We start from the raw sequence: 25,239 nt of genomic DNA on the forward strand, positions 1-25,239 counted from the left end.
GGCACGCCAGAACCGACCGAGGGCGTAGCCCAGCGCCCCAGCCAAGGTCGCGAATGCGGTGCAAGCCCCCTGCGGGCTTCCATCGGCGTGCCGCAGCGCCCAGGCTGCTGCCGGCGGGCAGGCGCTGCTAGGACTGCGAGCGCTGCAGGGCGGCTGGTTGGGTTTGTGGAGTGGGCGACGACCCCTTGAGGGATCGTCAACGGGCCCCTAGAACCGGTACGTCGAGGTCAGCGTGTAGGTGCGCGCCTGTCCGTAGAAGCAGTCCCCGCGTGCCAGGCATTGGGTGATGTGCACCTTGTCGGTCAGGTTCACCACGTTGAAGGCCACGCGCCAGTCGCCCGCGTCGTACGCCACCATGGCATCGGCCAGGGTGGCCGCCGGGGTGGTGATGGCGCTGGTGCCGCTCCACTGCGAGCCGGTGTAGCGCACGCCCGCGCCCACCACCCAGCCGCCACGGCCCTGGGCTGCAAAGCGGTGGCTCAGCCAGGCCGATGCGGTGTGCCGGGGCACGCTGGCCACGGGCTGGCCCTGGTCGCCTGCGTTGCTGCGGCTGATTTTTGCGTCGGTGAAGGCGTAGCCCACCGTGAAGTCCCACTGGCGCGCCAGGCTGGCCTGCACTTCGGCCTCGAAGCCGTTGACCTTTACCTCGCCGATCTGCAGGCTGTTGAGCGGGTTGCTGGGGTCGGTGGTCTTGCGGTTCTTCTCGCGCAGGGTGTACACGGCGGCAAACGCACTGATGCCCTGGCCCGGGGGCTGCCACTTCACACCCGCCTCCCATTGCTCGCCGCGCTGTGGTTTGTAGGCAGTGCCGTACGCATCGACCCCACCCAGGGGCTGGAAGGATTCGGAATAGCCCGCATACGGAGCCCAGCCGCCGTCCATCTGGTAGGTGACGCCCGCGCGTTTGGTCCAGGCCTTGTCGTCCACGGCAGCGGCGGGGCGGCCTTCGGTGTCGGTCTGGGCGCTGTCATGGCGCAGGCCCAGCGTGGCCGTCCAGCGGCCCCATTGGATCTGGTCTTGCGCGTAGAAACCCAGCTGCTTTTGCACCACGCTGGGCTGGCGCACCAGCTGTGCCGCCGTGGGCGGCGTGAAGTTGCCGTACACCGGGTTGTACACATCGATGGACGACGCCACCGCGCGCCAGGCCTGCTGGCCGGTGTGGTTGCGCTGGACGTCCAGGCCGGCCAGCAGCGTATGCGCGGTGCTGCCCGCCTGCAGCTTGCCTTCGAGCTGCGTATCGACGAGCAGCATGCGCCCGGTGTTGAGGTTCCACACCGCGTCGCGCACCAGCGTGCGGTTGTCGCTGTTGAACACGGGGCGCGCAGGGCGGCCCGTGGCGGCGTTGGCCGTGAAGCTGGTGTAGATGGTGCGGTAGTCCACCTCGCTCACGGTGCGGCGCAGGTTCTGGCGCACCGTCCAGTCGCTGTTCAAACGGTGACTGAACAAGTAGCCCCACGAGTTGTTGTTGGTGTCATACGCATCCCAGCCCGGCTCGCTGATGAAGGTGTTGCGCGGAATCTGGCCGTACTGGCTGGGCAGTTGCGTGCCTTGCCACGGGAAGAAGCCGATGAGCGAGCCGCTTTGGTCCTTCTGGTGCAGCGCCTGCAGCGTGAGCGACGTGTCGGCATTGGGCTTCCAGGTGAGCGATGGGGCAAACACCACGCGGTTGTCGTCCACATGGTCCACCTGCGTGCCGCTGTCGCGGCCCACGGCCACCAGGCGATAGAGCCACTGGCCGTCCTGGTCAAGCGCGCCTGTCAGGTCGGCCGCAATTTGTTTGCGCGCGTTGTTCCCCAGCTGCACCTGTACCTCGCGCAGGGTGTCGGTCTGCGGGCGTTTGCTGGTGAGGTTGAGCACGCCGCCCACGCTGCCCTGGCCGTACAGCACGGACGTGGGGCCGCGCAGAAACTCCACGCGCTCCAGCGTGTACGGGTCTGGCCGGCTGGTGTTGTAGGTACCGTAGGTGCGCAGCAGGCCGTCCTGGTATTGCGACACGGTGCCGCCGCGCGAGGCAAAGCTGTCCACGCGGCTGTCAAAGTAGTTGGACACCGCGCCCGCGGTGTACGCCGTCACCTGCCGCAGCGTTTGCACGCCCTGGGCGTCCATCTGGTCGCGCGTGATCACGCTGATGGCCTGGGGGGTTTCGATGAGCGGCGTGTCGGTCTTGGTGGCCGACAGTGCGCGTTGGGCCACGAAGCCGGTGACCGGGGCGGTCGGGTTTTCCTGCCCGCTGCCCCCGCTCACGGTGACCGGGGCGAGGGTCTTTTCTGCGGAAGGTGCAACGGCTGCGGTCGCCGCGGGGGCCGGGGTGCCTGCAGGCGCGGCCTGCTGCGCGTGAGCGCCGCCGCACAGGGCGAGCAAGGCCGCGTGGGCGATAGCGGTGCGGCAGGCAGTGATGCCGGGTGTCATGGTGCTGTTCTCCGATGGTTCAAGAAATGGGCAGGGCGAGGACGCCGGGCGCGGGGTGGTTCAGTGCCCGGGGCCCGGCCTGGTGGCGGATGGCGGGCGGCGGTCAGAACGTGTAGTCCAGCGATACCTGCACCGTGCGTGGCTGACCGGGCACCACCGCGCCGAAGCCGGCAGCGGTGGTGGTGGCGTCCAGGTAGTAGCGGCGGTTGCCGGCGTTCTTCAGGTTGGCCTGCAAGCGCATGCCGCCCGCGAACTGATAGCCCATGGCCAGGTCGACGACCGTGTAGCCCGGCAGGCGCCATTGGTTGTCGTTGGCGGTGAACTTGTCGCCCTGGTGCACCAGGCCGCCGCCGATCCACAGGCCGGGCAGCTGGGGCAGGCGGTACTGCGTCCACAGCGATGCGGTGCGGCGCGTGGCCAGCGCGACGCGGTTGCCCACGTTCGCGCCGGCGGCGGTGTCGGCGAGCACCTTGGGGTCGTGGAAGCTGGCCTGCGCCGTCACCGTCCAGCGGGGGGTGATACGGCCCTGCAGCTCCAGCTCCACGCCCTTGATGCGCTGGCGCGCGGTCAGCACCGAGTAGCCCGCGTGCTGCGGGTCGGTGGCGGGCGCGTTGGTCAGCTCCAGGTCGAAGGCGGACACAGTGGTCATCAGGCGTTTGTCCAGCCATTCCTGCTTCCAGCCCACTTCAAACTGCTTGCCCTCGGACGGCGGCGCGGCGCGGTCGCCCCACAGCAGCGTGCCGGTGTTGGCCTGGAACGAGCGCGCGTGGCTGGCGTACAGCATGCTGCCGGGGCGCGGCTCCCAGCTGAGTGCGGCGCTGGGCTGGGTCTTGCTCAGGTCGGTGACGGGCGTGGTGTAGGCGTCCTTAAAGCGGTCATGCCGCAGGCCCAGCAACAGGCCGAAGTCGCCCAGCACCAGGCGGTCCTGCACGTACACACCCGTGTTGCGCGTGTCCGAGGACAGCCGGGCCACGCCGGTGGAGGCGGCGGGCGGCACCAGGCCGGTGACCGGGTTGTAGAGGTCGACCGCACCCAAGTTGCCGGTGGCGCGCGCACCGTAGACCCCTTGGATGGTGCGCCAGTCCAGGCCGGCCAGCAGGGTGTGCCGCACCGGGCCGGTCTGTACCTGCGCGCGCAGTTCGGCCAGCGCGGTGTCGGAGGTGTATTCCTGCCCGGGCGCGAGCCAGTAGCCGCGCGCCACGCGGCCGTTGGTGACGGGGCCGATGGGGGAGGGCAGGTTCACGTTGCGGTCGGTCTCGTTGCGCGACAGGTGCACGCGGCCCTGCAGCGCGTCGGTGAAGCGGTGCTGCAGCTCGGTGGAGTAAAAGCGCATGCGGCCGTCGGTGGTCAGCCATGGCTCACCGTAGAAGGTGCCCACGGGCAGCGCGTCGGCGCTGCGCGGGTTCTTGGGGTCGGGCACGGCCAGGCCCACGGTGGAGGTGCCTTCGATGCCCTGGTACTCGGCCTGCGCGCGCCAGAGGGTGTCGGGCGTGACCTGCCATTCCAGGCTGCCCGCGATGCCCTGCTTGCGCGGGGTGTTGCCGTCCACAAAGCTGCCGCCCCGGCTGGCACTGCCGTCGAGCCGGTAGCGCAGCGTGCCGTCGGCGTTGAGCGGGCCGGTCAGGTCGAACTCAGCATGGCGCCAACCGTCGCTGCCCGCGCCGACCTTCACGTTGCGCAGCGCCTCGGCCTGGGGCCGCTTGCTCACGTAGTTGACCAGGCCGCCCGGCGCCACCTGGCCGAACTCCAGCGCGGCAGGGCCCTTGATGACCTCGACACGTTCGATGTTGAACAGCGGTGGGTCCAGCAGGTGGACGAACTTGGCGCCGTCGCGCAGAAAGTTGAAGGTGTTGTTGGCCCACAGCCCGCGGATGGCGAACTGCGAGTACGAGCCGTAGTACTCGCTGCGCGACGAGACGCCGGAGGCGTTGCGCAGCACGTCGCGCTCGGTGGTCGCCATCTGCTGCTCCAGCAGCGCGCCGTCGATCACGCTCACGGCGCGGGGTGTCTCCAGCACCGACAGGCCCAGGCGCGAACTGCTCTGGGCGCGCCGCGCGGGGGTGGCCGCTGCGCCTGCGGTGGAGTCCACCACATCGACCTGGCGCAAGGAAGGTGCGGAGGGGGACGCGTCGGCGGCAACCGGCGCCTCACTGGTTTGTGCCAGGGCCGAGCCCCAGGCGGTGAACAGCACGGCCTGGGCCACGGCGGTGCGCAGGAAGTTGGGGTGGATCATGATGCTATGTATTTGGTAGCTATGGAGGTATATGAATCAGGCGCTAGAAGGCGATTTGCTTTGAAATCAAGCCGCGGGGGGCTGTTGCCTAGCGCCTTTGTGCTAGCGCTTGCGGGCTGGCGCTCGCACGGCATGCCCTGGTTTCGCTTCGACCCTTTGGCAGGGGGCCGCACGACTACACAGCGCCAGCGCGCCTTCGGCACGACCGAGCGGAGCGGCCCTGCGTTCGCGCCACGCCGCGCCAGCGCGGGCAAAGCCCTGGGCAGGTGCTGTGCGCCGCGCCGGGGTGGGGCGAGGGTGGGCCTGGCCTCAATGGCCTTTGGGGGGCTCGGGCAGGGCGGGCGACGCCATGCCGTCGGCCTGCACAAACGTCAGCGTGGTCACGTAGCTGGCTTCGCCGTACTTCTCGCCTTGGGCCGTGGCGCCTTCGGTCTTGTCGCTGTGCTTCACTTCGGCCACGTACTGGCCCTTCCACGGGGTGACAAAGCGCACGGTGCCGTCTTCACCGGTCTCGGCCTCGCGCGTCCAGCCCGAGGGCGCCGCCAGCTGCACTTTGGCCTTGGGCAACGGTGCGCCCTTGTAGATCGCTTTCAGCTCGCCGGGCTTACCGGTGGGCACCAGGTCCAGCGGGGCAGTGGGCGCCACGGCGTGCGTCAGGCCAGCCACCCAGCGGGCCGAGGGCTGCCAGAACATCGCAGGCAGGCTGCGTTTGCTGCGGTCGATCAGCGGGTAGGCGGCCACTGCCAGCAAGGTGTCGGAGGCACCGGTGGTGGCGTACACAAAGGCGTCCTTGCCCAGTTGGCCCTCCACACGCTGGGCAGTGGCGCCCGGGCGTTGCTGCTCCAGTAGGGGCACGCCCTTGAACTGGTCGAGCCGACCGGGCGAGGTTTCGCGCAGGTTTTCGTTGAACTCGCCAAAGTGCAGGCGCGCCTGGCCCCCGGCGTTTTCAAGCCAGACCTGGTGGGCGTGGGCGCTGTTCGCCGCAGTGAGGGCGGCGCAGGCCAGCAGTGCGGCCAACAGCGGGGCCTGGCGCGTGGGTTGGGAGGACATGGACGATTTCCTTTCAGTGGTTAACAACATCAAAAAACAAGGGGTGCGCTGCGCCACGCCCCGTGCTGCGCAGGGGGCGGGTGCTCATTGATTGATAGCTGCCAACGCTGAATGGATCAGCGCCCGGTGGCTTTACGGCCTGTGCCGTGCTGCGCCAGGCGTGGGGTACGCGCTGGGACAGGCCGGATCAGGCCAGGGGCGGCGCGGTGGGCGCGGCCCGTGCGGTCATGCTGCGTCAGGGGGCTTTTGCACGATCACCACGGCCGTGGCTGCGCTCGGGCTGCCACTGCAACCCATCGCTTGTGCAGCGCACACTTTCCGCTCGATTCGTGCGAAGGCGCTTCAGGCCTTAGAAATCCACGCTCACGCTCAGCGACAAGGTGCGCGGTGCACCCACCACCAGGTAGCCCTGGCCGGGGTAGCCGCCCACCGACGCCCAGTAGTTGCGGTTGGTCAGGTTGTCGATGCGCGCACGCAGCGTGACGAGTTTGCCTTGCACTTCGGTGAGGTAGCGGGCGCCCACGTCCAGGCGGTTCCAGCAGGGTACTTGCAGCGTGTTGGTGGCGTTGGCGTAGCTGGCGCCGGTGTGCACCCAGCGGCCGTCCACGGCCAGGCCGGGTACACCGGGCACGTCCCATTCGGCACCCAGGTTGGCCTGCAGCTTGGGCACGCCGATGACGCGCTGGCCGTCGGTGGTGGCAGAGCCGGTGCTCAGCTGCTTGGCATCGAGCCAGGTCAGCCCGCCCAGCACGCGCAGGCCCTTGGTGGCCTCGCCCTGCAGGGCCAGCTCCACACCCTGGTGGCGGTCCTTGCCGCTGGTGCTGAAGAGGTTGGCGGCGTTCAAGAAAGCGCGCGGCTTGGTGGTGGAGAACAGCGCGATGCTGCCGCCCACACGGCCGGCGTCAAACTTCACGCCCACTTCCTTTTGCTTGGAGACATACGGCGCCAGCATCTCGCCCCGGTTGGTCGCCGTGCTGGGCGCGGTCTGGCCCTGGCTCAGGCCCTCCACGTAGTTGGCGTACACCGACAAGCCTTGGTCCACCTTGTAAACGGCGGCCAGCAGCGGGCTGGTGCGGCTCTGGTCGTAGCGGTCGGTCTGCACGGCCGTGCCGTAGGCGTAGTTGGCGATCTCCAAGGTCTGGTGGCGCAGGCCTGCGGTGAGCAGCAGGCGCTTGTCCAGCAAGGCCAGGGTGTCGCCCAGCGCAAAGCTGGTCAGGCGCGTGCTGCCGGTGCGGCGCGGGTCGGCCAGGTCGCCCCCCCGGAAGGCCCCTGCGCTCAGGGCCGGCAAGGCCGCGTCCACGGGGTGGTAGAGGTTGGTGGCCTGCGTGTTGGCGAAGTCCATCGCATACGCGTTCTTCTTGTCAGAACTGAAGTGCGAAACCACCGCCACCCATTCGTGGCCAACGCCACCGGCCTGCAGCTTGCCGCGCAGGCCCAGCTCACCGGTGTTCACGCTGTCCTTGCGGGTGTTGTCGAAGCGGTAGGTGGTGCCCGCGCCGGTGACGCCATCGGTCAACGTGAGGTTGGCCAGCGAATTGGCTTCCGAGCTGCGGCGCGCGCCAGCGGCGGCCCAGCCTGTGATGTCGGGCGTGATGTCCCATTCGCCGCGCAGCGTGCCAAAGGTGTCGCGCTCGTTCGAGTAGCTCCAGGGCTGGGCGAAGTTGGTCTGGTTGTCAGGGGCGCTGGGCACGGCGGTCACTCCACCGCCCAGGGTCACGTTGGTGCGCGTGTTCTTGAGCTTGTGCTCTTGCCAGCCGATGTCGCCCGACAGGCGCACGTCGCGGCTGCGCCAGTCCAGTCCCACTGCCACCAGGCCCAGCCGCACGTCTTCATCGTCCACCGCCGTGCCACCGTTGTGCGAGGCCGCATTCACGCGGATACCGGTATTGCCATCAGGCCCGAAGCGGCGCGCGATGTCGGCCGAGACCTGCGTCTGTCCGCCACCGGCCACGCCAAAGCCCACGCGGTTCAGGGGCTCGTTGGGTGCGCGTTTGGGCAGCAGGTTGATGCTGCCGCCGATGCCGCCGCCGCTCGGGCTCGCGCCGTTCAAAAAGGCCGAGGCGCCACGCAGCACCTCCACGCGCTCGAACAGTTCGGTGGCGATGTACTGGCGGGGCAGCAGGCTGTACAGGCCGTTGTAGGCGGTGTCGTCCGAATCCAGGATGAAGCCCCGGATGAAATAAGCCTCCTGAAAGTTGCCAAAGCCCCGGGCGACACGCACGGTGGGGTCGTTCTGCAGCACGTCACCCACGCTGCGGGCGTGGCGGTCCTGAATCAGTTCATTGGTGTAGCTGGTAGCGGAAAACGGCGTGTCCATCGCGTCCTTGGTGCCCAGCAGGCCTGCACGGGCGCCGCGTGCCACCTGGCCTCCGGCATAGGCGGGCGACAGGCCCTGGGCCGAGGCGTCGGCGCTGGCGTTGACCGTGACGGTGGACAGCGTCTGGCCTTCTGCCACCGGGCCGGTGGTGGTGGCCTGCGCCCAGGCAGGCGCTGCGAGGCTGAACAGCACGGCGGCCGCGAGGGCGGCAGGGGTGTGGGCAAAGCGGGGGAACGTGGTGCAGGAAGGAGCGTGACGCATGGTGTGAAAGGAGGGTGTGTTGGGTTCTCAGCGTGGCGTGGAGCGCGCTGGGGCGCCCTGGCCGCCGTCGTGGGAGGTGCCAGGAGTGCGGGTCGGCGTGCCGACCTGGGTGTGCGGGGCAGGGGCTGCAGAAGCTGTGCGTGGCCAGGCAAACCAACCCATCACCGCGACCGGAACACCCAGGCCTACCCACGACCACCAGTCGCCCCAGGTGTCGGACACGAGGGCGGTGGTCAGTCCGGTGGTGGTGAGCACGGCCATCACGAGGGGCCATCCCCACAGCGACCACAACGGGCTCGGCTTCATGCACGGCCCTCCGTGCGGCGCAGCGGGCTGCTGGCGCGTGCAGCGACGTTGGCGGGCCGGCCGGCGGGGCCTGGCAACGGTGGGGCCGCGATGGTGCCGGGGTTGGCGTTGTTGTTGGTACCGCTGCCCGCCTGCACGCCCTTGCGCAGCCACAGGTAGAGCCCGCTGCCCAGCACCACGATGGTGGCCAGGTCGAGCAGCGCCCAGAGGATCTTCATCGGCATGCCGCCGTAGTCGCCAAAGTGCAGCGGCTGCGACACCAGCAAGGCCGTCAGATACCACGGCAGCCGGGGCGAGGCGGTGACCTCGGCCGTGCGCGCATCCACCAGCACGGGCTTGAGCAGCTTGGATGTGAGCGGCTCGTTGCCGCGCATGAAGAACGTGTTGTGGTGCGGGCTGGAGAACGCCGTGCCCGGAAACGCAATGAACGACAGCTTGGTGCCCGGCGCCTGGGCCTGCGCCGCCTCCAGCGCCTGCTGCAGCGGGCCGCGCTCGGCTGCGGGCACGATGGGCTGTCCTGCATAGGGCTTGAGCAGCACGGACAGCTGGTCGTACTGCCAGTATTTGATGAGCAGGTCCGCCCACGTGTTGATCATGCCTGTGCCGCCGACCACCAGCGCCCACACCAGCGTGACGATGCCCAGCAGGTTGTGCAGATCGAGCCATTTCACGCGCCTGGAGCGGTCGCGCCGCACCTCGCCAAACGCCAGCTTGCGCATGAACGGCGCATACAGCACCACGCCGGTGACGATGGCCACCAGCAGCAGCAGGCCCATGAACCCCAGAAACAGCTTGCCCGGCAACCCGGCGAACAGGTCCACGTGCAGCTTGAACATCACATACATGAAGCCCTCGTCAAAGCGCGGCTGCGCCAGCACCTTGGCGGTGCGTGCATCCACGGCCACCGACTTGAAATCGTCCGTGGGTGCCGGGGTGGGCGTGAGCGTGACGAACCAGACGTTGTCATCGTCCTCGGCGTGTGACGCGAACTGCACCACGCGCTCGGGGTGCAGTGCCTTTGCCGTGGCCAGCACCTGGTCCAGGCTCGCGCGGGGCGTGCTGGCGGGCATGGCGGGTGCCTCCACCTCGGTGCCCAGCAGGTGGCCAATTTCGTGGTGAAAGATCAGCGGCAGGCCGGTAAGGCACAGCAGCAGCATGAAGACGGTGCACACCAAGCTGGACCACTTGTGGGTCCAGCTCCAGCGGCGCAGGGCGGCGGGGCTCAGCATGGCGTGGAGGGACTGTCGGAGGAGTCCCGCTGGCGTGCGGCGTTGGCGTTGCGGTGTGCCCCGGCTGCCGCAAGCACGCGGGGCCGCCACGGCTTGGAAGCGGTTTTACGGACAGGGGAAAAAGAATGGTTCAAGCCAGGCAACCCGAAAACATCTGAGGACGGTGGGTGCTGGCTGCTGCCGAAGAAGAGGCAGTGGCTCGCGGAAACCTAATTTTACATCGCAAATGAGAATGATTTAGTTTTGCATTGTTTTGTGTTGTAGGGAATGCACAACGGCATCTTTCGCTGTATTTGTAAATGATGAAAATGAATTTGACAAAAATGATAAATTCGTAAAAAATTTGATTTTCAGCAAAACTTCGATGTGATTCCATGACCCGCCAACGCATGACTGTCCGTACCAAACTGAGCCTGGCCTTTGGGCTCATGGTTGTCTTGATCCTGCTGGTGGCGGGGACCTCCATCCATGACATGACGCAGGAGAAAGAGCAGTTTCACGACTTCGTCACCGGCATCAATGCCCGGGCCCACATGGCGCAGGAGGTCCAGGCGTCGGTCAACCGCAGGGCAGTTGCCGCCAGAAATCTCGTGCTGGCCACCAACGACGCCGATCGCGCCACCGAGAAACTGGCGGTGGCCGGTGCCCATGCCGATGTGCAGGAACGATTGGCGCGGCTCAAGGACATGGTGGCTGCTGGCCACGTGCCTGCCAACATCAAGGCGCTGGTGGACGACATCGATCGAATCGAGCAGTCCTACGGCCCGGTGGCATTGCAGATCGTGGAGCTGGCGCTGAAGGGGCAGCGTGATGAGGCGATTGCGAGGATCAACGGCGAATGCCGTCCGCTGCTGGCTGCCCTGATCGCCAAGACCCGTGAGTACCAGCTCGTCACGGACGCCCGGGCCCAGGACCTTGTCAAAGAATCCGAGGCTGAAATGGTGGCCCAGCGGACCCGTCTGGTGGTGCTTGCGTTGCTTGCGACCGTGGTGGCACTGCTCTCTGGTTTCTTCATCACACGTAGCGTGGCACGGGCACTGGGGGCCGAGCCTGGTGCGCTGAGCGAAGCCGCGCAGCGTGTGGCCAATGGCGATCTGTCATCGGTTCCGGGTGCAGACCGTGCGGCCCAGGGGAGTGTCCTGGCCTCGCTGAGCGTGATGCAACAGAATCTCGCCGACATCGTTGCGAAGGTGCGTGGTGCATCGGATTCCATTGCCATCGGCACCTCGGAGATTGCACGCGGCAATGTGGATCTGAGCCAGCGCACCGAAGAGCAGGCCAGCGCCCTGCAGCAGACCGCCGCCACCATGGAGCAGTTCAGCACCACGGTTCGCAACAACGCAGAAAGCGCCAAGGTGGCGGACCGGCTGGCCATCAGCGCGTCCACGGTGGCCACCCAGGGGGGCGATGCAGTCTCTCGCGTGGTCGACACCATGAAGGGGATCAACGACAGTTCGCGCAAGATCTCCGACATCATCGGTGTGATTGACGGCATTGCCTTCCAGACCAACATCCTGGCCTTGAATGCCGCGGTCGAGGCGGCCCGCGCTGGCGAGCAGGGACGTGGGTTTGCCGTGGTCGCTACCGAGGTGCGCAACCTTGCTGAGCGCAGTGCGTCTGCCGCCAAGGAGATCAAGGCGCTGATCAGCGACAGCGTGGAGAAAGTGACCGTGGGCTCCCAGCTCGTGGATCAGGCGGGCCAGACCATGGAAGAGGTGGTGGGGGCCATCAAGCGCGTGACCGAAATCGTGGGAGAGATCAGCTCTGCCAGTGCAGAGCAAAGCTCTGGCGTGGCGCAGATCGGTCAGGCGGTGAACCAGATGGACCAGGTCACGCAGCAGAACGCCGCGCTGGTCGAAGAGAGTGCAGCCGCAGCCCAGAGCTTGGACATGCAGGCCAGGCAACTGAGCCAGGCGGTGCAGATCTTCAAGCTGGATGGCCTCGCGGGCGCGGGCGCAGCGCTGGGAGCCGTCCCTCAGCGGCTCCAGCTGGGCTACGCAGCGTGATCGGCGTCGCGTGTCCTGGCAGCATGTGCGCTGATATGGCAATCCGCCGTGGTGCAGACCAGACACATACCGGACTCCTGGGGAGTGGGCGATGACCGAAGAGTCCACAAAGCTCATCCAGCAACTGATGGCTCGGCGGTTCGATGACTTGCCCGCAGTTCAAAGCCCTGAGCAGCGCAAGGGTGCGCTGGGCATCGTGAACCTGTTTGCATTGGCATCCCACATGCTGACAGCCATGTCCGGCACCCTGGCCATCGTTTCGGTCGAAAAGGACGTCGCAGGGGATTGGCATGCCGCCGGTGCCTGCGACGAGGTTCACAGGCTGGTGGATCTGGCCGTGCAGACCTCGGCGTCGTTGACGCGACTGCTCGGGATGGCGATGGTGGCGCTGCACAGCGAGCAGATCACCACCCGAAGCGCGACCGAGCGCCACAGCATTCAGCAGCTCGTGGCCACGGGATACCTCTACGTGGAGTCTTTGAATGCAGTGTCGCTGGAGGCCACCAACATGGCCCGCTGGCGCGGTTTGTGGGGTCGTGGTGGCTACGTCCACCGCCCCTTGGTGCCTTCGCAACAGTTTGACCCCGAACGCGACCGGGCCAGAGAATCGGTGCGTACCTTGATAGCGCAGATCATTGAGCTCGGGCTGAGGGCGGAGCTTTTCGACGGCACCTGGGCCATGGAATGAAAGGTATTGGACGGAATCAGGACCGCGCACAGCCGCCGCCGCTGGCACGGACCCGATACCTTGTCCCGCCGATGCATTCATTGGCTCCGTCAATACCTGGTTTTGCTATAAATTAAATAGCTGCTAGTGCTTGAAATACGCGCACTAGCGCCAAGTTGAATGCATCTTTTGTGCTCTGTGGGTCTCAGGAGTTCGCGGAGACCCAGGCGCCTATCGCATGGGTCAGAACCGCGTGCGCAGCGTGACCTGCAGCGCACGCGGCGAGCCGGGCAGGATCAGGTTGTCGTTGCTGCCGTGGGCCGACACGTAATACTTGCGGTTGGCCAGGTTCTTGATGTTCACGTCCACATCCCACTGGCCCAGCGTGTACTGCAGCGCTGCGTCGAGCGTGGTGTAGCCGGGCAGGGTCACCAGGTTGGTGAGCGAGGTGAAGCGAGCACCGACATAGTTCACGCCGCCGCCCACGCGCAGGCCGTGGCCCAGGTCTTTCATGGCCCACAGGAAGGCGGAGTTGCGCGGCGTGAGCGCGGCGACCTTGCCCTGCGCGGGGACGGCGGCCGTAGGCAGCTGCAGCGAGCCCGTGGTGGCCAGCGACTTCGTCATGCGCCCGTCCAGCCAGGCATAGCCCGCGCTCACGTCCCAGCGGTCCGGCAGGCGGCCATTCGCGGCCAGCTCGAGCCCGTTGGTGCGCTGCGTGCCCACGTTGATCTGGCGCGACGGGTTGCTGGGGTCGGTGTTCTTGATGTTGGTGCGCTCCAGGTTGAACAGCGCGCCGGTCACATTCAGGCGGCCGTCCAGCAGGTCGAGCTTCACGCCGATTTCCTTGTTCTGCGTGATCTCGGGCTCGTTGGCGGTGTTGTTGGCGGCCAGCGCAAAGGTCTCTGCCGAGGGCTGGAACGACTTGCTGTACGACACGTAGTACGACACGGTATCGCTGGGCTGCCACACCAGGCCTGCGCGGGGGCTGAACTTCTTGTCGGTGCGCGACAACGCGGAGAGCTTGCGGTCAAACTCTGTCTGCTGCTTGAACACGTCATAGCGCGCACCCACCAGCGCCTTCCACTGGGGCGCCAGCGTGATCTGATCCTGCCAGTACAGCGCGGCGGTGTCCTGCGTGGTGTGGCTGGGGATGGCGCTGTCGGCGGTGTAGCTGGCGGCCGGAATCACTGGGGCGGCCACGCCCGCGGGGTTGAAGATGGAGACGCGGTCCGCACCGCCCGAGACGGATTCCGCGCGTTTCTTCTGCTGGCCCAGTTCCATGCCCATCAGCCATTCCTGCTTCAGGCCGCCCAGCTGGTTGCGCCAGGTCACGTCGGTCTGGTTGAAGATGCCGCTCTCGTCGCGCAGGATGAACGAGCGCGTGCGGCCCACGGTCAGGTTCACCGGGTTGGTGGTGCCGCCGGGCAGGGTGTTGTAGCGGTCCAGAGCGTAGTCATAGGCGCGCGTCACATTGCGCACCGACCAGTCATCGTTGAAGCGATGGTTGAGCGTGGCCGCCAGCGATTGCATGGTGCTGGTGGTGGTGTCGTCTTGCGCGGCGTTGCTGGAGCCGTAGTAGGTGCTAGCGGGCACGTTCACCGGGCGGCCGTTCAGGGCCGGGATACCGAAGTCTGTCAGGCGCTTGTCGCGTGCGTTGGTGTACTGCAGCAACAGGTCGGTCTGCGCGGCGAGCTTGAGGGCCAGCGAGGGCGCGAAGTTGTGGCGCTTGACGAACTGCTGGTCGCGGTAGCTGCCCGAGTCTTCCACGGCGGCATTGATGCGGAGGGCCGCGGTCTCGCTGATGCCCACATTCACGTCGGCCGTGGCGCGGCGGTAGTCAAAGCTGCCCAGGCCCAGGCTGGCCTCGCCCGACGTCTCGCCGAACTTTGGTTTCTTGGTCACGCGGTTGATGAGCCCGCCCGAGGAGCCGCGCCCGTACAGCACGGCGGCCGGGCCCTTGAGCACTTCCACGCGCTCGATGTCGGCCAGGTCGCGGAAATACAGCGCATCGTCGCGCACGCCGTCCACAAACTGGTCGGCGATGGCGGTAAAGCCGCGGATCACCACTTGGTCTCGCTGGCCGTCGCCGTGGCTCATGGCCACGCCGGGCACGTTGCGCAGCACGTCCTCCATCGAGCGCGCGCCCTGGTCGCGCATGAGCTGCTCGGGCACCACGTTCACAGCCTGGGGCACGTCGCGCAGCGGTGCGCTGCCCTTGGTGGCGGAGGTGCTGGCGGCGGGTGAGTAGCCGTCGTCGCCGGTGGTGGATTGCACCGTGACCTCGCTCAGCGTCTGAGGGGGCTTGGCGGGCGGGGCGCTTTGCGCCAGGGCCGTGCCGCAGAAAGCGGCCAAGACGGCAGCGGCCAGCGGGTGCAGGGCCTGGGGGTGGCGAAGGCGGAGGGGTGCGTGCATGATTTTTCCTAGGTGTGTGCGCAACGCGGTTGACATTGGCTCCGACGGCACCGGGCCTGGCGGGGCCCGTGCGGGCCACTGGCTTGGGGGGCGCAGAGCGAGGGGAGAGAAAACGAAGAAGAGTGAACAGGGCGCAGCAAGAGCGGGGCTTTAACGCCCGAACCTGCAGGGGATGAGGCGGGGCCTCATCCGCTCACCAGCCCCCGGCCCTGGCCGCGAGGCCTGACACCAGGGCCGCCCCTGCCAGCAGTGGGGTGCGTCGGGGCTGCCAGGTCATGGCGGCGGTCACGGCCACGGCGGCCATCGACAGGGCCACCGTCCACGCCGTCACTGCCAGCGAAGCCAGTGCACCACCCGTGGGGCGGGCAGCGAGCCAGAGCGAGAACAGCAGCAGCAGCCATCCGGCGCAGCGCAGCTGTTGCAGGCGGTGGGCCGTGCCCTCGTGCCCCGTGGCGTCTTCATGGTGCCGGTCCATGCCAAGCGCGATGGCCGACCAGCCTGCAAAACACAGCAGAAAAGCGGACATGGTGTTCAGGTCCCCGAGGTAGAAACCGAAACATCGGGAGCAGCGGGCAATGCTGCCGAAGGCGCGGTGCGTGCCACCTTGGCGGCAGTGGCATGGCCCCGGGGCGCACGGCCCGGAAGCAGCCGCCATGACACCCAGCCCAGCAGCACGCCGGTGGCCAGGAAGGCCAGGTCCATGCTGGCCCATACCCATTCACCCGCAGGCAGCGTGATGCCCAGGTGGGTGTGGGTGGTCAGGGCGTTGATCACCGGGAGCAGGGCCCACACCAGGCCCGCTGCGCCCAGCGGCACCGACCAGCCCATGCGGCTGGGCCGGACCACGGCACTGGCCAGCGCCCACAGCAGGGCAAAACCCCAGGCGCTGAAGAACCAGGCCAGTTCCACATCTGCCCGGCCCTCGATGCCGAGGGGGATCAGGCGGTTGGAGGCGATGTACACGCCGCACGCCAGCGGCAGTCCCGCCAGCGTGGCGATGTTGATGGCGGCCACCAGGCGTTCGCCAAACGGCGCCTTGCCGGTGTTGCTGGCCACAATCCCTTTGCGGCTGGCCTGCAGGTGTGACTTGGCGCTGCGCTTGACCGACCACAGCACCAGGCCGGTGGCGATCATCAGGCTGCCCAGCAGGCCAAAGGCGAACAGCGCCCAGCGCAGGCCGATGTCGGCAAACCGCGCCATGTGCAAGCCGTACAGCACGCCATAGGTGGTGACGGCGGGGCTGGCCGGGTCGGCCTGCTCCAGCCACTGGCCGGTGGTGCCATCAAACAGCAACCGGGGCGGTCGGTACTGAAGACGGTCGCCGGCATGCCGTGACACTTCGACCACCACCCGACCCTGGGCATCGCGCCGCGCCTGCACGCCGCCAATGCGGCCGCCTTCCCATCGGGTGGTGGCGGCTTGCAGAATGGGCTGGAGCGCGATGGGTGGAAGCGGGTCTATCTGCTCGCTGGGTCCGCGCCGCACGCGGCGTTCGGGTTTTTCGCCCTGCAAGTCGGCAAAGTAGGCGTTGGCATCCACACCCTTGTCGCCCCGGTAAGCGGTGGCGATGCCCGAGGGCAGGTACAGCGTGTGAAAGATCATCAGCCCGCTGAAGGTGATCATCAAATAGAACGGCAACACCAGCACGCCACTGACGTTGTGCGCATCCAGCCAGGCGCGCTGCCCGCCCTTGCCGGGGCGGAAGGTGAAGAAGTCCTTGAAGAAGCGCCGGTGCGTGACGATGCCACTGAGCAGCGCCACCAACATCATGAACGTGGCGGCGCCCACCACCCAGCGGCCCTCCAGCGCCCAGCGGCCTTTGGCGGCGGTGCGCAGTTCAAAGTGAAAGCGGTAGAAGAAGTCGCCACCCATGGTCTCCCGAGCGGGGATGGCCTCGCCCGTCTGCGGGTTCATGTGCAAGGTCTCAAAGCGGCCGTTGGCTTTGTCGCGCCAGAGTACGGTGACGGTGGGGTCGCGTGCATCGGGCAGGCGCAGGATCCATTGCGTCACGCTCGGGGCCTGGCGTTGCAAGGCGGCCAGCGCCTTGTCGGCCGCCTGGTGGTCGGTCGCCAACGGGTCGGCGCTCTGCAGGCCATGCCACTCGGGGTGCATCCAGCGCGTGAACTCGCTTTTGAAGAACGACAGCGTGCCGGTGAGGAAGATGGCAAACAGCAGCCAGCCCAGCACCAGACCGGCCCAGGTGTGCACCCAGGCCATCGCCTGGCGAAAGCCTTCGCGGTCCTTGGAGGCGGCGCAGGCCTGGGGGGATGCCGCGCCCTCAACGTTGCGCGAGGAGCGGGGGGCGCGCGCCGTCATGCTGCGCTCCCCAACGATGCCAGCCACTGTGGCGCAGTCGCATAAGCGCCCAGTGCCAGCGCGGGTAGTACGGTGCCGCCCCAGGCCCCCCAGGCGGTGCGCGCATAAAACGCCCAGGCCACGGCCCCTGCATAGGCCAGCCATGCGAGCATGGTGGCAGTGAGCACCGCCTCCACCCGTGGCAGGCCGGGCACCAGTGCGAGGCTCAGTGCCCCAGCCAGGCTGGCTGCCAGCGCGTAGCCACCTGCCGCCGCCGCAACGGCGCGCGACGCAATGGCCAGGCGGTAGCGCACATCTACGCATGCCGTTTTCATGGCCGCAGCGCCGTCGGTGCAGCGCGTTGGCAATCAGGGTGTGGCAGCACTCCCAAAGGGCGGGGGCAGGCAGGGCGGCGCAGCATGGACAGGGCTCCAGTCGTTGGATGGGTAAACAAACCAAACGCTGGCTGTTGCAGGTGACATGGGTCACCGGCTGGCTGGCTTCCAGGTGAAGTCATCCCCCTGTGGGGGTGGGCTGAGCGCCTGCCCTTGTTGCGTGCACAGACAAATGTCAGTGCGCGCGACGCGGCGGGAGATGATGGTTCGGTATTTTAATGTGGTTGCAAATCATTCGCATTAAAGAATGAAGAAATTGCGAAGGTTGATGTGCAGTTGCAACAGAGTGTGATCGGGCCTGCCGATGCGGGGCGAAAAAAAACGGGCCGAAGCCCGTTGGGAGGTCCGCAGCCGTTTATTCGATGTCGCCCATCTGGGACTGCAGGTAGTTGGGCAGCCCCACCTTGCCGATCAGGTCGATCTGGGTTTCGAGGAAGTCGATGTGCTCCTCGGTGTCGTCCAGGATCTTTTGCAGCAGGTCACGCGACACATAGTCCCGCACGCTTTCGCAGTGGGCAATGCCGTCCTTGATGGTGGCCTGGGCGCCTTGTTCGGCGCGCAGGTCGCAGGCCAGGATCTCCGGCACGTCTTCGCCCACCTGGATCTTGGCCAGGTCCTGCAGGTTGGGCAGGCCGTCGAGCGTGAAGATGCGGTCCATGAGCCAGTCGGCATGCTTCATCTCGCCGATGGACTCCGAATATTCCTTCTTGGCCAGCTTGTCGAAGCCCCAGTGCTTGAGCATGCGGTAGTGCAGAAAGTACTGGTTGATGGCCGTGAGTTCGTTCTTGAGCTGGGCCTGCAGATGGCCAATGACCTGTGCGTCACCTTTCATGGGGACTCCTTGTAGTGTGTGGATTCGGCGTTGATTGTCGTGAGCCACATCAAGTCGCGCAAGGCAAGCCCCTGTCACCGCGTGCGGGGTGCGTGTGATGCTGAGAGGCATTCGTGTTCACGCGCATGGGTTCCCTCTTCTGCATGGGGTGGCTGGCCGTGGCTGTGGATGTTGTCGTTGTATAGTAATTAGCAATTGATTCAATTCAATCAATTAATTGGATTGATGGGTGGGAAATGCCTAAACTCCAGTCCTGTTCAGTTAACCAACCACTAAGGAAACAGCAATGTCCCTGATCAATACGCAAGTTCAGCCCTTCAAGACCACCGCTTTCGTCAATCGTGACGGCAAGGGTGAATTCATCGAAGTGACCGAGCAGTCCCTCAAGGGCAAGTGGTCCGTGCTGATCTTCATGCCTGCAGCCTTCACCTTCAACTGCCCTACCGAAATCGAAGACGCTGCCGACAACTACGCTGAATTCCAGAAGGCCGGTGCCGAGGTCTACATCGTGACCACCGACACGCACTTCTCGCACAAGGTGTGGCACGAGACCTCCGACGCCGTCGGCAAGGCCAAGTTCCCTCTGGTGGGCGACCCAACGCACCAGCTGACCAACGCTTTTGGCGTGCACATCCCTGAAGAAGGCCTGGCACTGCGCGGCACGTTCGTGATCAACCCCGATGGCGTGATCAAGACGATGGAAATCCACTCCAACGAAATCGCCCGCGACGTGTCGGAAACCCTGCGCAAGCTCAAGGCTGCCCAGTTCACCGCCGCCAACCCTGGCCAGGTCTGCCCCGCCAAGTGGAAGGAAGGCGCCAAGACCCTGACGCCTTCGCTGGACCTGGTCGGCAAGATCTAAGCCTCCGTATTCGGCCCTCCCAAGCCGGACAGCGTCGTGGCGCGTGTGCGCCATGCCGTCCGGCTTTTTTACGCCCGGAAGTTGACTTGCAGGCTGGACCTACCAGCTGCTTGCCGTCACCCTTCCCGCAACACCACTCAAAATTCAAAGGACACCGCCATGCTCGACGAACAACTCAAAACCCAGCTTTCCGCTTACCTCGAGCGCGTACAGCAGCCGTTTGAGCTGGTGGCCTCCCTGGACGACAGCGAGACGGCGCGCGACATGCGCGAGCTGCTGACAACCATCCAGGCGCTGCGCAGCGACAAGATCACCCTGCGCACCGATGGCAACGATGCGCGCAAGCCGTCCTTCAGCCTGCAGCGCGTAGGCGCCACCAACAGCCTGCGCTTTGCCGGCCTGCCCCTGGGCCACGAGTTCACGTCGCTGGTGCTGGCCCTGCTGTGGACGGGCGGCCACCCACCCAAGGTGGAGCAGGACGTGATCGACTCGATCAAGGCGCTGGAAGGTGACTTCAACTTCGAGGTCTACATGAGCCTGACCTGCCACAACTGCCCCGACGTGGTGCAGGCGCTGTCGCTCATGGCCATCGTCAACCCCCAGATCAAGACCACAGTGATCGAGGGCGGCGCCTTCCAGCAGGAAGTGACCGACCGTGAAATCATGGCCGTACCCATGGTGTTCCTGAACGGGCAGGTGTTTGGCTCGGGCCGCATGACGATTGAAGAGATCGTGGCCAAGCTCGACACCGGCTCCGCCGCCCGTGAAGCTGCCAAGCTCAGTGCCAAGGCACCGTACGACGTGCTCATCGTCGGTGGCGGCCCCGCAGGCGCCGCCGCTGCCGTGTATGCGGCCCGCAAGGGCATCCGCACCGGCGTGGCTGCCGAGCGCTTTGGCGGCCAGGTCAACGACACGCTGGGCATCGAGAACTACATCTCGGTGATCGAGACCGACGGCCCCAAGTTTGCCGCCGCGCTGGAGGCCCACACCCGCGCCTACGACGTGGACATCATGAACCTGCAGCGCGCCCACAAGCTGATTCCGGCCGCACAGCCGGGCGGGCTGATCGAGGTGCAGCTGGCCAATGGCGGCACGCTCAAGGCCAAGACGGTGATCCTGTCCACCGGCGCGCGCTGGCGCAACGTCAACGTGCCCGGCGAAGCCGAGTACAAGAACAAGGGCGTGGCCTACTGCCCGCACTGTGACGGCCCGCTGTTCAAAGGCAAGCGCACGGCGGTGATTGGCGGCGGCAACTCGGGTGTCGAGGCCGCCATCGACCTCGCAGGTATCGTGGCGCACGTCACGTTGGTGGAATTTGCCGACCAGCTCAAGGCTGACGCCGTGCTGGTCAGGAAGCTCCAAAGCCTGCCCAACGTGACCATCCACACCAACGCGCAGACCACCGAGATCACGGGTGCCGACGGCAAGGTCAATGGCCTCAAATTCAAGGACCGCGCGACGGGCGAAGAGCAGCTGGTGCCGCTGGAAGGTGTGTTTGTGCAGATCGGCCTGGTGCCCAACACCGACTGGCTCAAGGGCACGGTGGCCTTGAGCAAGTTTGGCGAGATCGAGATCGATGCCAAGGGGCACACCAACGTACCCGGTGTGTTTGCCGCGGGCGACTGCACCACGGTGCCCTACAAGCAGATCGTGATTGCTGCAGGCGCTGGCTCCACGGCCGCGCTGAGCGCGTTCGATCACCTGATACGCACCAGTGTGCCAGCGTGATTTTTAGAGAAAATGGGCTGGTAGTGCTTATCCAATAAACCTATCAAGCTATCAAATTAGAAGCGGCGGAGCTGTGAAGAGCAGCCCCGCCGTTTTCTTTTTGCCCTGAATGCCCGCGTGTGAATCCGGGTCAGAAGGTGTGCAGCACGCCGGTGGTGATGCCGGTGGCGCGGTCCTTGTTGGCGGTGCCCTGGAAGCCGTCGCGCCACTGGGTGCGGTCCAGCTCTGCATACAGTTTGGTGCGGCGTGAAAGCTTGTACTCGGCAAACAGAAGGGCCCGGGTGTAGCCGTCTTCCTGCTTGCCGGTTCGCTGGCGGTCCAGGCGGTACACGGCGACGGTGATGTCCAGCAGGCCCGTGGCAGACCACGTCGCACCCGCTGACTGCACCCGCTGCTCCGTGCGTGCCGTGGTGGATGTGTCGGCTTCGCTGCGCGCGGTGTTGGCGGCCAGGCGCACGCTGCCCAGCTGGTAGGCGGCGCCCAGTGTGAAGGCCTGCAGTGCCAGGTTGTCTGCCGTTTTGAAACGCTGGACGGCGCCCGAAGCGGTCCAGGCCCCTGTGGCATAGGTCAAGCCCGCACCTGCCGAGGACTGGGCCGAGGTGCTCCCGGCGTTTTCTCCGAAGCTGTACATGGCGCGCGCGGTGACGGGACCGAACCGGCCCGTGTATTTGAGGGCGTTGTCCAGCCGGTAAGAGCCGCTGGAAGAGCCTGCCGTGCCATATTCAATGCCCAGGCCATGGCTGCTCAAGGCCGCCGTGGCGATGTTGGGGTTGAACGACGCGAAGCGCATGCCGGCTGCGTCAACGGGGCTCACGGCGTCGGCCAGCAAATTGGTCTGCCGGCCCACCGTCACCTGGCCCCAGGCGCTGCCCAGGCCGACGATGGCGGCGCGGTCAAAAAACTTGGTGCTGGCGGTACTGCCGCTGTCGATGTTCAGGCCGGTTTCGAAGTTGAAGAGCGCGTAGAGGCCGTCCCCCAGTTCCTCCCGGCCCCGCAAGCCGAAGCGGCTGGTGCTGTTGACGCCGGTGGCCAGGGTGGTCGCAGAGGCGGCGCTGGGCGCGTTGGCGGCGGTCATGCCGGTGGTGTGGCGCACGCCGGCATCGGCTATGCCGTACAGGGTGGTGCTGCTCTGCGCCAGGGTGAGTGCGGGCGTGGCCAGTGCGGCCAGCCATGCCAGATGTTGGGGTTTCATAGGTCTCCTTGTCGTTGTTGTGGCGCGCACAGCGGTGCGCCGCACGGAGTGCCCGCGTGCGGTGGGGTGGGTTGCTTTTTTTTGGAAGGTGGCGCCGCAGTGGACGCCTGGCGCGGCGCCAGGATGGCTGCCGCGCTATCGACTGAGCGTCAGCGGGCGGCCGCAGGCTCCATGCCGGTGCTGCGCACGATGGGTGCTGCCGCCGGTGCCGCCAGGAAGCGGATCAGATGCCGCGCCGCGTCGGGGTTCTCTGCCCCTGCGGCCACGCCAGCCGAGAAGAAAACGCGCTGCTGGACTTCATCCGGCAGCGGTCCGACGAACTCCAGCTCTTTGAAAGGCAGCAGCTCGCTGACCTGCTGGAAACCGATCTCGGCGTCGCCACGCAACACCACCGCGCCCACGCGCTCGCTGAAGATCTTGGTGGCCTTGCCCTTGATCTGCTCGGCCACGCCCAGGCGCGGGAACAGTTCGTCCGAGAGGTAGGTTCCGCTGGCGCTGGCGGAATAGGCGATCGATCTGGCATTCAGCAAGGTGTGTTTGAGTGCCTCCACCGTGCTGATGTCGGGCTTGGGCGTGCCCTTGCGCACGCTCATGCCGATCATGGAGCGGGCCAGGTCCACGCGGCTGCCTGGCTGCACCTTGCCCTGCGCCACCAAAGCCTCCAGTCCTGAATCGGCCAGGATGACGATGTCGAACTGCTCGCCGCGGGCGAAGCGGCTGGGGATGGAGTCGGGTGCCTTGCCCATCGACGCGCCCCGCGCGGTGACCACCTTGTGGCCGGTGGCCTGTTCGTACAGGGGAATCAGCTGGTCATAGGCGGCGGAAAAACCGCCCGAGGTGACGACGCGGATTTCTGCCGCCTGCGCGCCGGAGGGCGCTGCCGCGCCCAGCGCCAGGCCCAGGCTCAACGCCGCGCCGAGCAGGGCGCTCAGCGCCCGGCGGCGGGGCATTCCGGGGGGGCTCACAGTGGCTGGCTTGAAGGGTTGCATGTCATGTCTCCTGGTTGTTGTAGTTGGGGTTGCGGGCTGCTTTGTCAGTCGGCGGTTATCTTGCGCTCGTGGATGATGCGGCCCCACTTGCTGTATTCGGAGGCAATGAATTTGCCCAGCTCATCGCGGGTGCTGGGCGATGCGGTCTGGCCATGCTTGAGCAGGCTTTCGCGCACTTCGGGGGTGTTGAGCACCTTCACCAGTTCGGCATTCCAGCGGTCCAGCAAGGGTTTGGGCGTCTTGGCCGACGCCACGAAGGCGTACCAGTTCGTGGCGTTGAATCCAGGGAAGGTCTCTGCCACCGTGGGTACGTTGGGCAGGTAGGCGGGACGCGTCAGTCCGGTGGTGGCCAATGGAATGAGCTTGCCCGACTCGATGTGGGGCAGGGCGGTGGGGGGCGCTGCGTAGAACGCGGTCACACGACCTCCCAGTACATCCTGCAGCGCGGGGGCGCCGCCCTTGTAGGGCACGTGCACGGTATCGATCTTGGCGACGTCGTTGAGCAGTTCACCCGCCAGGTGCGCTGCCGAACCGGGGCCGGTGGACGCAAAGTCGAACTTGCCCGGCTCGCGCTTGGCCTTGGCCACGAATTCTCCCAGGGTCTTGATGCCGGTGCTGGCGGGCACCACCAGCACGTTGGGGAAGCTCACGCCCATGGTGATGGGCGCCAGATCCTTGAGCGGGTCGTAGCGGACGCTCATGAAATGGGGGGCGATGCTGAGCGGGCCAATGGAGCCGAACAGCAGCACCGAGCCGTCCGACGGGCCCGTGGCGACCTGGGTGTGGGCCAGGTTGCCTCCCGCGCCGGGCTTGTTGTCCACCACCACGCTCTGGCCGATGTTCTCGCCCAGCTTCTTGGCGATCAACCGCGCCGCGATGTCTGCTGAACCGCCCGCAGCAAAGCCGACCACCAGGGTCACCGGCTTCTTGGGAGGAAAGTCCTGGGCTTGGGCGGCTGTGTGGACCAGGGGGAGGCATGTGGCCAGGGCGGCGGCCGCGATCAGTGAGCGTCGTTGCATGGTGGATTCCAGAAGTGGCCGATGCACGGTCGGCCTTGCGAAAGGAAGCCAGTCTAGGTAGCGGGCAATAATCTGTGAATTGCAATTTATGACAGGACTATTGCATGCTGCGCATCAAATTCGATCTGGGTGAACTGCAGGCATTCGTGGTCACTGCAGAGAAAGCGAGCTTTCGCCTGGCGGCCGAAGCCCTGTGCCTGTCGCCGCCGGCCCTCAGCCGCAGGGTCGAGCGGTTGGAGGCGGCTTTGGGGGTGCGGTTGCTGGAGCGCACGACCCGCAGTGTGGAACTGACTGCCGTAGGGCAGGAGTTTTTGCATGAGGCGCGCGCGGCCCTGGTGGGTCTGGATGAAGCGGTGCAGCGCGTGAATGACCAGGTGCATCTTCGCCGTGGTCGGGTGGCGATCGCCTGCATTCCATCCGTGGCAAGCCATTTGCTGCCGCGCGTTCTGCGGGCCTTCGCGGTGGCGCAGCCGGAGGTGCAGGTGCACGTCATCGACGAAAGCGCCAGCCAGGTCCTCGATGCAGTGCTGCGGGGGGACGCCGATTTCGGGCTGAGTTTTACCGGCAGCCAGGAGTCGGCACTGCGTTTCGAGGCATTGATGCGCGAGCGCTACGTCCTGGCCATGCAACGCGGGCACCGCTGGGCCGGGCGCAAGGAGGTGGCGTGGGCTGAGCTGGCGGGGCAGCGCCTGGTGTCCGTCTCGCGCGACAGCAGCAACCGGCTGCTTCTGGACCAGGCCACGGCCGATCTGCCGGAGCAGCCCGTGGCGTGGTACGAGTGCAACCATGTTGCCGGTGCGCTGGCCCTGGTGGAGGCCGGGTTGGGCCTGGCCGTGCTGCCGCAACTGGCGCTGCCGGCTGAGCACCCCGAGGTTTGCGGCGTGCCGCTGATAGAGCCCGACCTCTGGCGCACCTTGGGGTTGCTGCAGCGGCGCGAACGTGTGCTAGGTCCCGCCGCAGAGGCCTTGCGCCAGCGCCTGATGCAGTTGCGTGTGGGGGTGTGAGGGGGCGCGAAGGTGGAGGGCCCGCGCGCGGCC

19 protein-coding genes are annotated in these 25,239 nt (G+C 66.5%); 5 read left to right on the forward strand and 14 right to left on the reverse strand.

The genetic code is table 11. The annotated features are described in order from the left end of the window. Window positions 1-207: 207 nt before the first annotated feature. The 6 genes from C8C99_RS22515 to C8C99_RS22540 all read right to left on the reverse strand — a co-directional run bounded on the left by C8C99_RS22515 (window position 208) and on the right by C8C99_RS22540 (window position 9,805). On the reverse strand, window positions 208-2,409 hold the full coding sequence (locus C8C99_RS22515; RefSeq protein WP_108626934.1) for a TonB-dependent siderophore receptor: 2,202 nt from the start codon (window positions 2,407-2,409) through the stop codon (window positions 208-210). 103 nt (window positions 2,410-2,512) lie between these two features. Beyond that, a complete protein-coding gene (locus C8C99_RS22520; RefSeq protein ID WP_056639918.1) occupies window positions 2,513-4,642 on the reverse strand; it encodes a TonB-dependent siderophore receptor in 2,130 nt (709 codons plus the stop codon). Window positions 4,643-4,951: 309 nt separating this feature from the next. Continuing rightward, window positions 4,952-5,692 (reverse strand): TonB-dependent receptor, encoded by a 741-nt coding sequence (locus C8C99_RS22525; protein ID WP_108626935.1) that lies wholly within the window; start codon window positions 5,690-5,692, stop codon window positions 4,952-4,954. A 349-nt stretch (window positions 5,693-6,041) separates the two neighbouring features. Further along, window positions 6,042-8,270, reverse strand: a complete 2,229-nt coding sequence (locus C8C99_RS22530; protein ID WP_108626936.1) for a TonB-dependent siderophore receptor — start codon at window positions 8,268-8,270, stop codon at window positions 6,042-6,044. 27 nt (window positions 8,271-8,297) lie between these two features. Further along, window positions 8,298-8,576 (reverse strand): hypothetical protein, encoded by a 279-nt coding sequence (locus C8C99_RS22535; protein WP_108626937.1) that lies wholly within the window; start codon window positions 8,574-8,576, stop codon window positions 8,298-8,300. Continuing rightward, entirely contained in the window at window positions 8,573-9,805 is a 1,233-nt protein-coding gene (locus C8C99_RS22540) for a PepSY domain-containing protein (RefSeq protein ID WP_108626938.1), read from the reverse strand. The genes C8C99_RS22535 and C8C99_RS22540 overlap by 4 nt, the downstream gene beginning before the upstream one ends. Before the next feature lie 374 nt (window positions 9,806-10,179). Here C8C99_RS22540 and C8C99_RS24365 point away from each other — a divergent pair, with 374 nt between their 5' ends. Both C8C99_RS24365 and C8C99_RS22550 read left to right on the forward strand, forming a co-directional pair. Beyond that, complete coding sequence (locus tag C8C99_RS24365) at window positions 10,180-11,811, forward strand: methyl-accepting chemotaxis protein (protein WP_056639903.1); 1,632 nt, start codon at window positions 10,180-10,182, stop codon at window positions 11,809-11,811. A 91-nt stretch (window positions 11,812-11,902) separates the two neighbouring features. Beyond that, on the forward strand, window positions 11,903-12,499 hold the full coding sequence (locus C8C99_RS22550; protein ID WP_108626939.1) for a hypothetical protein: 597 nt from the start codon (window positions 11,903-11,905) through the stop codon (window positions 12,497-12,499). A gap of 222 nt (window positions 12,500-12,721) precedes the next feature. Here C8C99_RS22550 and C8C99_RS22555 read toward each other — a convergent pair whose 3' ends face one another. The 5 genes from C8C99_RS22555 to bfr all read right to left on the reverse strand — a co-directional run bounded on the left by C8C99_RS22555 (window position 12,722) and on the right by bfr (window position 18,412). Continuing rightward, the gene (locus C8C99_RS22555) at window positions 12,722-14,890 is read right to left on the reverse strand and encodes a TonB-dependent siderophore receptor (RefSeq protein WP_108626940.1); all 2,169 of its coding nucleotides are present in this window, start codon (window positions 14,888-14,890) and stop codon (window positions 12,722-12,724) included. Between the two features lie 193 nt (window positions 14,891-15,083). Further along, window positions 15,084-15,416, reverse strand: a complete 333-nt coding sequence (locus C8C99_RS22560; protein ID WP_108626941.1) for a DUF3325 domain-containing protein — start codon at window positions 15,414-15,416, stop codon at window positions 15,084-15,086. A gap of 5 nt (window positions 15,417-15,421) precedes the next feature. Then, window positions 15,422-17,107, reverse strand: coding sequence for a PepSY domain-containing protein (locus C8C99_RS22565; RefSeq protein ID WP_233247409.1), 1,686 nt, complete (start codon window positions 17,105-17,107; stop codon window positions 15,422-15,424). A gap of 95 nt (window positions 17,108-17,202) precedes the next feature. Continuing rightward, complete coding sequence (locus C8C99_RS22570) at window positions 17,203-17,520, reverse strand: DUF3649 domain-containing protein (RefSeq protein WP_108626943.1); 318 nt, start codon at window positions 17,518-17,520, stop codon at window positions 17,203-17,205. A gap of 415 nt (window positions 17,521-17,935) precedes the next feature. Continuing rightward, window positions 17,936-18,412, reverse strand: a complete 477-nt coding sequence (bfr, locus tag C8C99_RS22575) for a bacterioferritin (protein ID WP_056639890.1) — start codon at window positions 18,410-18,412, stop codon at window positions 17,936-17,938. A 286-nt stretch (window positions 18,413-18,698) separates the two neighbouring features. Between bfr and ahpC the strand changes: the two genes are divergently transcribed. Further along, window positions 18,699-19,274 carry an alkyl hydroperoxide reductase subunit C gene (ahpC, locus tag C8C99_RS22580; protein WP_056639888.1) on the forward strand — a complete coding sequence of 192 codons (576 nt, stop codon included), beginning with the start codon at window positions 18,699-18,701 and terminating at the stop codon, window positions 19,272-19,274. 159 nt (window positions 19,275-19,433) lie between these two features. Beyond that, window positions 19,434-21,002, forward strand: coding sequence for an alkyl hydroperoxide reductase subunit F (gene ahpF / locus C8C99_RS22585; RefSeq protein WP_108626944.1), 1,569 nt, complete (start codon window positions 19,434-19,436; stop codon window positions 21,000-21,002). A gap of 130 nt (window positions 21,003-21,132) precedes the next feature. On the opposite strand, the gene C8C99_RS22590 is transcribed toward ahpF, so the two are convergent. From C8C99_RS22590 to C8C99_RS22600, 3 genes are all read right to left on the reverse strand, one after another. After that, the gene (locus C8C99_RS22590) at window positions 21,133-22,194 is read right to left on the reverse strand and encodes a porin (protein WP_108626945.1); all 1,062 of its coding nucleotides are present in this window, start codon (window positions 22,192-22,194) and stop codon (window positions 21,133-21,135) included. Window positions 22,195-22,343: 149 nt separating this feature from the next. Further along, the gene (locus C8C99_RS22595; RefSeq protein WP_108626946.1) at window positions 22,344-23,183 is read right to left on the reverse strand and encodes a substrate-binding domain-containing protein; all 840 of its coding nucleotides are present in this window, start codon (window positions 23,181-23,183) and stop codon (window positions 22,344-22,346) included. Between the two features lie 44 nt (window positions 23,184-23,227). Further along, window positions 23,228-24,202, reverse strand: coding sequence for a tripartite tricarboxylate transporter substrate binding protein (locus C8C99_RS22600; protein WP_108626947.1), 975 nt, complete (start codon window positions 24,200-24,202; stop codon window positions 23,228-23,230). 104 nt (window positions 24,203-24,306) lie between these two features. Here C8C99_RS22600 and C8C99_RS22605 point away from each other — a divergent pair, with 104 nt between their 5' ends. Next, entirely contained in the window at window positions 24,307-25,206 is a 900-nt protein-coding gene (locus tag C8C99_RS22605) for a LysR family transcriptional regulator (protein WP_056639873.1), read from the forward strand. Window positions 25,207-25,239 lie beyond the last annotated feature (33 nt).

Source organism: Acidovorax sp. 107 (assembly GCF_003058055.1).
Classification (GTDB): Bacteria; Pseudomonadota; Gammaproteobacteria; order Burkholderiales; family Burkholderiaceae_C; genus Acidovorax.